The sequence below is a fragment of the Vibrio sp. DW001 genome (genome assembly GCF_029016285.1).
Taxonomy (GTDB): Bacteria; Pseudomonadota; Gammaproteobacteria; order Enterobacterales; family Vibrionaceae; genus Vibrio.
On sequence record NZ_CP091975.1, the window covers coordinates 2,482,543 to 2,495,382 of the forward strand.

Here is a 12,840-nt window from a genome sequence, read left to right on the forward strand (position 1 = left end):
GTACGAAAACCATAGATTCACTCTGAGAAGCCTTCCATCGATACCTTCACTCGTTGATCTATCCTTACATTGGGTTTCTCTGCCATGCTTTGTGTTTGACTATGCTTAAAGTAGGTTATAAGAAGGCTGGAAGTAATATCGAAAGGTTCATCTGGTTTCAATTCAGTTATTTTTATTCTATCTCCAAGAAAAAATGCATCCATTTGTCTGATCTCGGCCGTATTCGTATTTAGTTTGAACAAGCCTAAGTACCAAAAAACTCCAGACCCTTGATTTGATACCGAAAATGGAGCAGAAAACACCATTTCCTCGTCGAAGCTATTAAAGTTTAGAGCAGTGATTTTATAATAGTCTACACCGACTAAGCCATATTCTTCTCCATCTTGATATTCCCCGACAGCAAGGTGGAGACCATCATATTCCTTTATAACTGTTAACCTCGCTTTGGCGTCCGAATCAGGTAACTGTACCTGCCAGTAATTGTCGGTTTCAAACCTAAATAACGTCAACATTACGTTAGTATCGTTGCTTGTTTCAAAAGGGACAACGTGCCCATCAGCCTCCACGACATAAATATCATCATTAGTAAAATTAAAACGAACTATTCCAATAACTATGACTAACGTAATAACAATAACAATCACAAATATTATTTTTTTAACCATAATATAGCCTTGTATTTTAGTGATTTACTGTCAGTTTTGTTGGCCCAAGTATAACATTACGTCGGCGCCCTTTAGCTCTTATTATTCATCACTGCAATGCGTTCATTTACTGCCATGAATCGTCATCCAGCGATTTTGTATCAATACTTACGAAGCGGATTAACGAGAATAAGAGGATAACAACGAGAATTCATGCATTCTATTTTTCTGTCGTTTCGAGCCGTTATTTTATTTATAGCGCTCAAATACTGCATCGATAAAACCATCTAACTTCATTTGTGTCATCGCTTGATTCACTTGCTCAATATAGCTTTCACTCACGCTATCCTTGTTGAAAAGCATATACGTTGGCCAAACGAGGACGACCAAATTATCTGTACTTATATCAGAACGCTTAACAATATCGATGTTTTCCTCTAGCCCGTTGCTCTTTAGGTAATGCATAACTGGAAGGTAATCTCCAACAAATAAATCAATTCGATCACCTAAGAGCATATCGACACTTTGTTTCGTTGACTTTGAGTCACTTACCCTAGAAAACTTATTCTCTTTAAGGGCATTCTTAAAATTACCACTACCATATAAATAGCCGAGTCGAACCGCTATAGAGTAATTTTTTACATTATTAAATTGGGGATTTACCTGTATTTTTGCATTTCTTTTTTTGAATAATACGTACTTTTGCAATATAAGAACGTTTTCACCATACCTCCCCCACTGTTGTCGTTCTTCATTTTTCCCTGCATTAAAAAGAATATCCCCTTGTCCTGATTTTACCGAGTAAACCGCCCTCTTCCATGGTAAAAAAGTAAAATTGATACTATTGCCATTCGTTCTTCGAATCGCTTCTTCAATAATTTCTACAGCTATCCCCTGTGCCTTTCCATCTACTGAAAATTCATAAGGAGGATATTCAAGCGTGACTGCGGTCAAAACCCTAGACGCTGAAAATGCATTGGATGCGATTAGTAAAGCTATAACCGCTATAAAAACATGTCTGATCTCAAACGTTAATCGGAAACTCCATCGGGAAAACACTGTGTATATCCTTTAACGTTATATTTCATCGTTAAAGTATTATTCCAATTCGCTCAATAGTCAATTAGATACCCGACAATGCAACAGATTGATAACTAGTTGATAAAAAACTAGTTTCATTAATTATTTATGCTGTCTTTATAATAGCCCTATTGAGTACTAACATATTACGGGATGCAAAATTTCACTTAATACAGCATCAGAGTACCAATCAAGGTGGTTTCGATACTCACCATGGACAGATACCTCAAAAGGTGCGCTTTAGCGTATTATTCGATACATTAAAAATTCGAATACAGCACGCAAGTCCAAGTAACCAAAGCTAAAATCAAACTAAATAAGACAGCAGCAGATCCCATATCTTTAGCTCTTCCTGACAAATCATGATGCTCTGAACCTACCCTATCAACTACGGCCTCTATGGCGGAGTTCAGCAACTCCACGATAAGAAGCAATACCAAGGGGACAATAAGTGCAAGTTTCTCGTATAGGGATATAGGGAGAGCCAACGCGAGGGGGCAGGCGATAATAAAAACGATAATTTCTTGTCTGAAGGCCGCTTCATTTTTCCACGCAGCTTTCAGACCTTTCATTGAATAATAAGAAGCTAAAACTAGACGTTTTAGGCCTGTGTTTCCAGGTTTCACAGTTAAGTATCTCGATTGTAATAGCAAAGTCTACATAACAGCGATGATACGTCTTAAAACGTGAATAAAATGTGCAGATACCCTACAAAATCAGATCTTCACCTATAGACATCAAAACTCTTTCGAGGCGCTGGTACCCCTAGATCAACGAACTTAGCAAACTAATCATCCATCCGATGTTCGGCAACTAGAAAAAATGCTCATATCTTTATTAATACTTGATGTGCCGACGGATGCGAAATCAATTAATGAATGAAACAAATTATCTTGTGATACATGTTCATTTCTCGCTTTACTCTTCAAACATTGACGATTGATTTTGTAGGTGCTTTCAAAAGCACTATCCATCCATAAAAACCAAGGTACGTGAGTTTGCTCATTGGGTGCTAATGAATAAGGCGTACCGTGCAGATAAAGGCCATTTTCTCCTAATGACTCACCGTGATCCGAAATATACATCAACGCAACATTATATTGGTCTCGGTATTTTTCTAACTTCTCAATTAACTTTGCGATGATGTAATCTGTGTGCGCGATAGTATTATCGTAGACATTGCTTATCTCTTCGTCTGAACAGTTTTCGATATCACTTTGATTGCACGCTGGCGTGAATAACTCTTGATTTTTAGGGTATCGTTTCCAGTATGTTGGCCCGTGACTTCCAATAATATGGAACGCCATAAGCTTGTTTTTCTTCTGTTCTAGGCTCATATTTTTATCAAACTCTTCCAGCATTACCTCATCAGTACAGACACCCTCTGAACAATAATCTGGGTAATCATTCGGGGTTATCACTCTTTTATTCAAGTGTTTCGCTACTGATTTGTCACCTCCATCGTTTTCTACCCACACCACAGATGTTCCAGAACGTTTGATAATATCTAAGGCGTTGTCTTGTGCATTCGCCCTTTCTTTACGGTAATTGCTTCTGTCCAGATTAGAGAACATGCAAGGTAACGAATGTGCGGTTGCCGTACCGCATGAAGAAGTATCTTTAAACGAAATAATATCTAGATTCTCTGTGTATGGGTTTGTATTTCTTGCATACCCATTGTATCGAATATTTGAAGAGCGGGCCGTTTCGCCAACGACAAGAACAATCAATGATGGTTTCCCATTTTGAGCTGGAACAATTCTGGCATCCTCACCAACTATTTGATATTCGAGTGGCGTTGTAAAAAAAGTGTTTTTTATATATTTCGCTGAATAATATATGTGGCTAGGTGTGATCATTCTATTCAAGTAAGCGTTATTTCGTCCAACCGACGCATAATTTTTATACGACGTGATAAAAACAATCGTAATGATGAACAGTGCAGAAATAATAACAGCCAATTTTTTCACAACATTATTTTTCAGTGACTTACTTCTTTTGAAAGACACTCGAGTGATTAAAATGGATGGTATAATTCCAAGAATTGACACGTATAAACAAGAAACCCAATTTACATATGAAGATAACTCACCACTGTTCGTCTCAAAAACATTTTCTATCATGCTGTAATCAAACATTACGCTATATTTATAGGTCGCATAGCTTGCCATCGCAGATGTTGTTGTTAAAAAAATGAAAAAAGGCTTTCGAAAATAGGGAATATTGAAAATTGAAAAAACAAGCACAAATGCAGCGCTCAGTAACAAAGGGCTAAAATACGCGAAAGTTGAATTTCCATGTTCGGAAGCCAACTGAATCAGTTTTGTTACCACGGGGATATTGAGAACAAATCCAAAGTATAGTGAAATAGTAATAATGAAATAATCACTACTGATAAAAATTGGAGTCTTAATAATAGTTTTGAAACTTGTCATGATAATTACAACAGCACGTCTTTTACAAAAATTAGAACGATAAGATAAAAGAAACAGTGTGAATAAAATGTGTAGGCTTAGTTCATCTAATGGATACATTATTGCTCTATTTCAAGACGCTCAAATTGACACGTTATTATGGGCGTATGGGAGGCATTAAATGGAAGATAGAATTAGAGGACACACGCTATTAGAATTAGAGGACACACGCTATAAATGCTTAGTCAAAGAATGAGTTTGTACTAAGTCAATCTCAAATTAAATTATTTGAGGTGGCTTCATTTCCCTTAAGGGATACCTTATCCGTATCTATTTTTATCACATATGGATTGCCTTATGACCACTGCCCGTAAACAACTGGTTTCTATTGAATCGACACCTTATTACCACTGTGTCTCTCGCTGTGTTCGACGCAGTTTTCTATGTGGCGTCGACCCGTATACTCAACAGAGCTATGAACATCGTCGCGCTTGGATTGAATCTAAAATTGAAGCTCTGTCTCAACTTTACTGCATTGATATCTGCGCTTACGCCATTATGAGTAACCATTATCATTTGGTACTGCATATGAATCGTGATGAGGCTCTTGGGTTGTCGTCTAATCAAGTGATTGAGCGCTGGCAACTCAGTCATAAATTGCCTGCATTGATTCAACGTTGGCTTTCCCATCAAATAACAACTGGAGCAGAAGAAAAGGAGTGCTTAAGAATTATCGAATCATGGCGAAATCGTTTATGGGATTTAAGCTGGTTTATGAAAGAACTCAATTACGATATTGCCTTAAAAGCAAATCAAGAGGACAACTGCAAAGGGCATTTTTGGGAATGTCGTTTTAAAAACCAAGCTCTATTGGATGAGCAAGCACTTTTAGCAGCCATGGCTTATGTCGATCTTAATCCACTAAAAGCAGGTATCGCAGAGAAACCTGAAACCTCAGAATTCACATCAATAAAAGTCAGGCTACAGGCATTAAAAGAGCAAAAAGAGAAAGCCCACTTCCTGTTCCCTTTCGTCGGTAACTCAACCAATAAGATCATTCACGGCATTCCTCTCCGATTGGTGGATTATATTGAGTTAGTTGATTGGACAGCACGACAGTATCGAGAAAACAAAGCGACGTTAAAGGCGTCAATCCCACCTATATTACAAAGGCTTGGTATAGCAAAAACGACCTGGCTTAAAGCCTGCACTCAATTAGAACGATACGGCGTAACCGCTGTTGGATGTCATTGCCACGCAAAGGTCGCAAAGTTACATATGAAAAAGGTAAGAATTCATCTCTTTCGGTTGGATAATTAAATTTCCGACCTAACCTATCATCTTGGTATTCTCGACTTGCTTTCGATACTCATTTCTTGAACATTACAATCCATATTAACGAAGCATTAGACCATAATTCACGTGGAAAACTAACAAACTCACTCAAATTGGTCTCAGTAATCCCATTCATAAATTTTCTTTTAAGTGTGTGTCCTCTAATAACAGTGAGAAAGTTCTGTGAAGTGTGTGTCCGTTTAGAACATCTAGTAAGAACATGGGTGTGTGTCCGCTAGTAAGAACATGGGTGTGTGTCCGCTAGTAAGAACAAAGTAAGAACATTGGTGTGTGTCCGCTAGTAAGAACACGAAGAACAGAACAAATGATGAGAGCTACCCACGATGATTAAGAGTCTAACCTATTTCGTCAAAGTGAGTCTCTCTCTACTTTTAAGTTGAAGTGTCAGATTTAGCCTAAATGAATACACATAATGTAACTGTGTTCAGTTTAAAACAGCGTTAAATGAATTTGACTAGGCGACATCGCGCAGTGCCGTCCTTCAAGCTCTAATCTAAATTTTTATTGGTTACTTCCTAAGATACCCGCGCCGTCTTTCTTCGCGGCTTTTGCCGCCTTTTTTTCTTTGGCAGTTAAAAGCGGTTTTTTCTTAGAATCTTTTTTCGTTTGTTGACCCTTGCTCATGATATTTACCGTATGTTAGTAATCATTAACCTAAAGTCAGTTTTTGCCAACTGAAGGGCTGGTGTGTCACATGATGCTCACTACAGGGCGAGTTCATATAGCACTGATTCAGTATGGCCCTATTGATGTTGAAGTAAAGTGATTAAAACTTTCTGAATCTGGGCTCCTTTATATATTGATTAGAAAGCATGAAAACAGCTTACTGACTGTATATAAGTAATGTCTTATTCTTTTACCAACATGAAAATAGTAACCGTGTTATGGTGTAGAGCTTATATTTTTCACCCTCTCCCTCGATGAGCAGACATTCTCGTCTGTCGATTTTTTTGGTTTCAATGCCTTCCATTTGAGTTTACTTCATATCGTCAACTCTTGGTTTTGTTTGGACCTGTTCCTTTGGCAATTTGAAATACACATCGAAATACTTGCGTCAAAAAACGTGACATTGAAAGAACCTAGCCTGTTAGCAACACTGATCATTTATGTATTAAAGAGACACTCAATAAACTTTTTTATAAAGGTAAACGACATGAATACATCAAAAGTAGGAGTCATTGGGACTTCGAGAAAAGAAGACGAAAGACGATTTCCAATTCATCCTGAACACTTGTTGCGCATTCCTGAAGAGCTTCGTCGCCAGCTAATATTTGAAGAAGGGTACGGTGCACCATTTGGGATCTCGGATTCCGAAATTGCAGACCTGACAGGCGGCATTGCCAGTCGACACGAATTACTGGCAGAGATTGGTAGAGTTATCATCGCAAAACCAGAGTTAGCAGATTTAGAAGAACTTCGCGAAGGTGGGATGCTTTGGGGATACGTACATTGCGTGCAACAAGAAGACATTACTCAGGCAGCAATAGATCGTAAACAGACACTTATTGCCTTTGAGGATATGTATATTTGGTCTCAAAGTGGTCAAATAGGTCGCCATACATTTTATAAGAATAACGAAATGGCGGGCTATTGTGCGGTAATACACTCCTTGCAACTCAAGGGAATTGATGGGCATTATGGTGACCAAAGAAAAGCCATTATCTTTGGCTTTGGCGCGGTTAGCCGCGGTGCTATCTACGCGCTAAAAGCGCACGGCTTTAGAGATATAACCATCTGTATTCAACGCCCAGAAGATGAAGTCCGCGAAGAAGTCCTCGATTGTAATTATGTGAGAATTCGAACGGGTAACAAGGGTGAGGCTCGCATGGTAGTCACGGATCACGATGGCGTTAGTCGGCCACTGTCAGATCTCATCAGTGAGGCAGATATCACCGTAAACGGAACGTTTCAAAACCCAGACCATCCAACAGATTTTGTGACCGAAGCTGAAAGTGCATGCCTTAAACTCAATAGTCTAATTATTGATGTCAGTTGTGATGAAGGTATGGGATTCTTTTTTGCCAAACCCACGTCATTTAAAAACCCAATGTTTAAGCATGGAACTGTAGACTATTACGCGGTAGATCATACCCCTAGTTATCTATGGGAAAGTGCAACGCGATCAATCTCTGCTGCGCTAATTGTTTATTTACCGATTGTATTGGCGGGTTGTAATAGCTGGTTTGAGAACGAAACCATTCGACAAGCAATCAATATTGATGGTGGTGTGATTCAGAAACCCGCTATTTTATCGTTTCAAAAACGCGAACAGGAATACCCTCATTTGGTTGAGAATTCAACCTCGAATCATATAGCTTAAAAGTCAGCCTCAACGGACGCGTTCAAGTTTCCGTTGAGGCCAACACAACTATTACCCTTTTTGACTGATCGCATATAGGCGTTGTGCTTGGTCCATCGACTCTTGGCTTACAGAGTTAAACACTTCCGCATCTTCCGCATTTTTATTAGAGATATGACGAATACGTTCTGCTAATTCATCGACACTCTCAGTCACTTTCGCCTGTTCTTCTGTCGCTGCAGCAATACTCGTGGCTCTATCTCTAATATCATTGAAAGCAGTAACAATACTTTCATACTGAGTACGAGTATTATTAGAACGTTCATTAACCGTTTGAGACAACTCCCTACAACTATCAATTACACCGACACCGTCTTTGGCAGCACCTTGTAGCTTCTTAATCATGGTTTCAATTTCAACCGTAGATTTTTGTGTCCGACTCGCCAACGTCCTGACTTCATCAGCGACGACCGCAAATCCTCTACCATATTCACCAGCACGTGCAGCCTCAATCGCAGCATTCAATGCCAATAGATTCGTCTGTTCAGAGATATTCATAATCACATCAAGAACTGAACCGACTTCTTGGGAGTCCTGTGATAATTGCTCTATCGTTTTCGATGCATCACTTAGATTGGTGAATAATTGATTGATAGACTCACCGCTACTTTCAATTAACTCGAATCCACCATTAACTAACTCGGCTGAATTTTCCGTAATATTGGCAACAGACACGACATTTTGGGATACATCCGTTGCCGTGGCAGACATTTCATTTATCGCGGTAGCCAAAGTATGGTTTTCATCCATTAATAAACTGGCTCTTTTCGTTGCAGACATACTCAATTGATTTATAGATTCTGCATTATTTTTGACTTTTTCTGCCTCATTTTGAACCTTGGATAAGATATCAACCAAATTGTCGCCGTAATCATTAATAGCAGAGCAGAGTTGACCCATTTCATCTTTACTCTTCACATCCAATTTATTGTCCATATTACCTTCGGACAACATTTTAACCTGTGCTGTAGTGGACTTGATTTGGTTAAGCAGTCGATTTCCAGCCAACAGTAAAATGGCCACAAAGACAACAATTAGAGATACAAAAGAAGCATACAGAGCTTTGGTAAGTGTGTAGACTGATTGCATTGCCACACTGGCAGGTAGAATGATACCAGAACGCCAACCTTGTTCAGGTAGGGTATAGGTGACCAGAATTGAGGAGTCATCAGTAATCACTCCTTCGCCAAGCTCAATTGGTTTATCATCATTGCGGTTCAGAGCAGTAACAAACGGTTTTAAAGAGGCGTCACTTTGCGCTACATCTTGCAATGTTTGCATCGATAAGTTTTCAGATCGTAGCATTGGGATTGAAACCAACTGTTCAGACTGATCAACAATAAATCCAAAAGAACCACTCGATTTATTCTCTTCCATAAGAAGACCATCTAACCCAGCAAGTTCAACATCGATCGTCGCCACTCCCCAGAAACTGCCTTCTCTTTCTATTTCTACTGAACAGGTGACCATTTGAGTATTTGAGACGGTATCAGTATATACCGCCGACCAAACACACTCACCAGGTTCAGTTCCTTTCGCATCTTGGTACCAACTTTCTTGTTGATAAGGGCTGCTAGATGGCGCGTTATAATCATCTAATAACTCAAAACGACCCGGACTAGATTTCGCCCAAAAGAGTGAGGATTTGTCTTCACCCTCAATTAATTTGTTAGGTTCAGGCCAGATACCACCGCCTGCGACACCCGTTCCACTTGCAATCAATGGCTCTAATTGACTGATAAACTGAGATGTTTCTAAAGGTAAAATTTCTGCCAATGATGCTAAGTTTTTGGTCAATACCGCAGTTTTAGCGAGTTCTTTAGCAACAATTTCTCCTGTGCTTTGAGCTTTAAGTTCTGCGTTTAAAATAGATTGCTGACGAATAACGGGCGTTACAAAGTATTGAATGATAACAAACAACACCAACAATGCCGCGATTAATAAAGAGATACTTCCTGCTAGTAACTTATGACGAATTAACACTGAGCTATTCCTCTACTTAATAAACAGAATGAATGTTAGTACTTAACGACTTCTCATTTATGCGCTTTGTACGTAAGTTTTCCTCTGCAAAGACTGATACCCAAACTAATAGTACCGCAGAATATTATATGCTGCGGTTATGTTTGTTTATACTAGCGATTTATTTAGGCAAAAAACTTGATGAAGACCTCTTTTGCTTACTTATTCACAATTAACAACATCTATCTTGAATTAATGCGATGAGCCTCTTAAATAGGATGAAGTCTAAGTTAATACTCGGCTTCAAAAACTCTTGTTATCTGCCTGCGGTCATAGTGAATTCTTGATGTCCAGTATGCTCATCAATTTGCTCACTTATTACAATAAACCCTTGAGACCGATAAAAAATGAAACTTGGCTCATTCTCTTTGTAAACAGAAAGCGTCAGACTAGTCCTCTGCCTTTTAGCATGATTCATTAATTGCTTACCAATACCCCGCCCTTGTTCGTCAGGAGCCACAAAAATCGCAGCCAACGTATTTTCATACAATGCATAGAATCCAACAACTTTCGATTCTTTTTCGTATACGTAGGTTTCAGATGCTGGAATATAGACATTTCGCATGCTATCAACCTGAGAAACCCAAAATTCAGCGGCGACAAAATTATGCGCTTGGATAGAAGCACTCAACCAAATATCTAATACGACTTCAACGTCATCTTCTTCATATCTTCTGATCATTTCATTCTCAATTCATAGGATAAGACTGAGGAACTATACCTACACCTGATTCAAGTTTATTGAATATTTACGTCAATTCAACGGCTATTTCAGCTTTTTAGATGCGATCACATTGCTTGACTTAAAAAGAAGCTCATCACAAACAATTAGTTGAATAAAAACTTGTACTCCAGCCGGGACACACACCTTTAGGAGCAGAATAAAAACTTGTATTCCAGCCGGGACACACACCTTTAGGAGCAAACTTAAGATTATGTAATATATAAATTTTCAGCCATATTTTCATCCATATCTAGCGTTAATCATCGAGTGGATTGAGATCGGCTAGCTGCATATATCTAGTAGATACCATATACTGTTGAACATATATTCTAATCATCATTAATATCGAGCGAATCATGGAAGTCGAACTACTGGAAATTCGAAATTTCATCTGCCAATATCCGCCTTTTGATCAACTACCTGAAGAAGCATTAATCGAAGTGGCAAATAGCGTAGAGATCTCATACTACCGAGCGGACAGTATGATCATTGAATTTGGTGATAAAATACACGACCTCTACATGATTCGTAGTGGCGTAGTAGAGATATATCGTCGTACTGGTGAGCTTTATAACCGTCTTGATCAAGGTGGCTTATTTGGGCAAATGGGGCTGCTAACGAATAAGAAAGTTCGGTTCCCAGCCAAGTCGCTGAAAGACACCCTTTTATACTGTATTCCAGAAAAAATATTTGAAGAATTCTGCGAGCGCTTTGACACCTTTGCAGACTTTGTTGAAGTAGAAGGTAGTATTCGATTACGCCAAGCGGTTGAAGATAATAGTGATGATGCCAATTCACTGACCACGTCAAAGGTAAAGACCTTGCTCAGTGGCGAACCCGTAATGTTGCCTACCACGACGACCATTCGAAACGTCGCGAAAATAATGTCAGAAGAAAATGTTTCTGCGGCACTCATCAATGACCCAAACCTTGCAGATGAAGGTGGTGATAGCTTTGTTGGTATTATTACCGAACGCGACCTCTGCGCAAAAGTTATCGCGCAAGGGTTAGATGTCGATACTCAAGTGGTTGAAGTGATGTCTACAGAACTTATCTCTTTAGACCACAACGCCTATATTATTGAAGCCATGTTACTCGTGCTTCGTTACAACGTTCATCACCTGCCCATTCTAAAAAACAAACAACCGATTGGTGTTATTGAAGTTACCGACATCATTCGTTATGAATCTCAAAATAGCCTGTTGATTGTCAGCAGTATTTTTCAGCAAAACAGCATTGAAGACTTGATTGTACTATCGAATCAACTCAAAGATTGTTTTGTCCGTATGGTCAATGAAGACGCTAACTCACACATGGTGGGGCGAGCCATGTCGGAAATTGGTAGAAGTTTTAAGCAACGCTTTCTTGAACTGGCCGAAGAGAAACTTGGGCCACCGCCCGTGCCTTATTGCTTCTTAGCATTAGGCTCTATGGCGCGTGACGAACAGCTTATTGTTACCGATCAAGACAATGCTATTATTCTCGATAATGAATACCAAGAGTCGTTACATGGTGACTACTTTAAAGAGCTTGCTACCTATGTTTGTGATGGTTTAGCCGCATGCGGTTATACCTATTGCACGGGTGACATTATGGCAACGAATCCTGAATATCGAAAAACGCAGTCTCAGTGGGAAGAGTGTTTTTCTAGTTGGATAGAGAATCCGAACCCAAAAACGCTGCTTAATTGCTCCATCTTTTTCGATCTCTACGGTGTGTATGGTAGACCAAAATGGGCGGAACAATTAAATGCGTTTATCCTTAGAAAAGCGAAAAAGAATAACCGTTTCTTGGCCTGCCTTGCGAGAAATGCAATAAACCGGACACCACCGCTAGGTTTCTTTAAAGACTTTGTGATGGAAAAAGATGGACGTCATAACAACTCCATTAATTTAAAAAGACGAGGTACGGCACCTTTAGCCGATCTGATCCGTGTTCATGCTCTTGCTATTGGCTCCCAATCTCAGAATTCATTTGATCGATTAGAAGACATCATCGAAGCAGGGATCTTACCTCCATCAAAAGGTAAAGACCTGCAACATGCGATGGAATTCATCTCCTTGGTCCGTATTCGTCACCAAGCATTAGACATTAAAGCAGAGCAAGAACCCGACAACAATATTGAACCTGAAAACATGTCAGATTTTGAAAGACGTAATCTAAAAGATGCCTTTTTGGTCTTAAGCAGTGCCCAAAACTTTTTAAAGTTCCGCTACAGTGCAAATAGCATGAAGGGGTAAC

The 12,840-nt window shown here is 39.2% G+C and carries 10 protein-coding genes; 3 read left to right on the top strand and 7 right to left on the bottom strand.

Annotated elements, in window-relative coordinates:
- Positions 1-17 precede the first annotated feature (17 nt).
- The 4 genes from L3V77_RS11250 to L3V77_RS11265 all read right to left on the bottom strand — a co-directional run bounded on the left by L3V77_RS11250 (position 18) and on the right by L3V77_RS11265 (position 4,258).
- A complete protein-coding gene (locus tag L3V77_RS11250; protein ID WP_275134246.1) occupies positions 18-665 on the bottom strand; it encodes a hypothetical protein in 648 nt (215 codons plus the stop codon).
- A 228-nt stretch (positions 666-893) separates the two neighbouring features.
- Positions 894-1,703 carry a transporter substrate-binding domain-containing protein gene (locus tag L3V77_RS11255; protein ID WP_275134247.1) on the bottom strand — a complete coding sequence of 270 codons (810 nt, stop codon included), beginning with the start codon at positions 1,701-1,703 and terminating at the stop codon, positions 894-896.
- Positions 1,704-1,984: 281 nt separating this feature from the next.
- Positions 1,985-2,350 carry a diacylglycerol kinase gene (locus L3V77_RS11260; protein WP_275134248.1) on the bottom strand — a complete coding sequence of 122 codons (366 nt, stop codon included), beginning with the start codon at positions 2,348-2,350 and terminating at the stop codon, positions 1,985-1,987.
- Between the two features lie 165 nt (positions 2,351-2,515).
- A complete protein-coding gene (locus tag L3V77_RS11265) occupies positions 2,516-4,258 on the bottom strand; it encodes a phosphoethanolamine--lipid A transferase (RefSeq protein ID WP_342752019.1) in 1,743 nt (580 codons plus the stop codon).
- A gap of 237 nt (positions 4,259-4,495) precedes the next feature.
- Between L3V77_RS11265 and L3V77_RS11270 the strand changes: the two genes are divergently transcribed.
- A complete protein-coding gene (locus L3V77_RS11270) occupies positions 4,496-5,458 on the top strand; it encodes a transposase (RefSeq protein WP_275134250.1) in 963 nt (320 codons plus the stop codon).
- A gap of 537 nt (positions 5,459-5,995) precedes the next feature.
- Here the strand turns inward: L3V77_RS11270 and L3V77_RS11275 are convergent.
- Positions 5,996-6,118, bottom strand: coding sequence for a hypothetical protein (locus tag L3V77_RS11275; protein WP_275134251.1), 123 nt, complete (start codon positions 6,116-6,118; stop codon positions 5,996-5,998).
- A gap of 529 nt (positions 6,119-6,647) precedes the next feature.
- Between L3V77_RS11275 and L3V77_RS11280 the strand changes: the two genes are divergently transcribed.
- The gene (locus L3V77_RS11280) at positions 6,648-7,814 is read left to right on the top strand and encodes a N(5)-(carboxyethyl)ornithine synthase (RefSeq protein WP_275134252.1); all 1,167 of its coding nucleotides are present in this window, start codon (positions 6,648-6,650) and stop codon (positions 7,812-7,814) included.
- A gap of 51 nt (positions 7,815-7,865) precedes the next feature.
- Here the strand turns inward: L3V77_RS11280 and L3V77_RS11285 are convergent, their stop codons facing one another.
- A complete protein-coding gene (locus L3V77_RS11285; RefSeq protein ID WP_275134253.1) occupies positions 7,866-9,836 on the bottom strand; it encodes a methyl-accepting chemotaxis protein in 1,971 nt (656 codons plus the stop codon).
- Positions 9,837-10,131: 295 nt separating this feature from the next.
- On the bottom strand, positions 10,132-10,557 hold the full coding sequence (locus tag L3V77_RS11290; RefSeq protein WP_275134254.1) for an N-acetyltransferase: 426 nt from the start codon (positions 10,555-10,557) through the stop codon (positions 10,132-10,134).
- A 398-nt stretch (positions 10,558-10,955) separates the two neighbouring features.
- Between L3V77_RS11290 and L3V77_RS11295 the strand changes: the two genes are divergently transcribed.
- Positions 10,956-12,839, top strand: coding sequence for a DUF294 nucleotidyltransferase-like domain-containing protein (locus L3V77_RS11295; RefSeq protein WP_275134255.1), 1,884 nt, complete (start codon positions 10,956-10,958; stop codon positions 12,837-12,839).
- The last annotated feature ends 1 nt before the right edge of the window (position 12,840 follow it).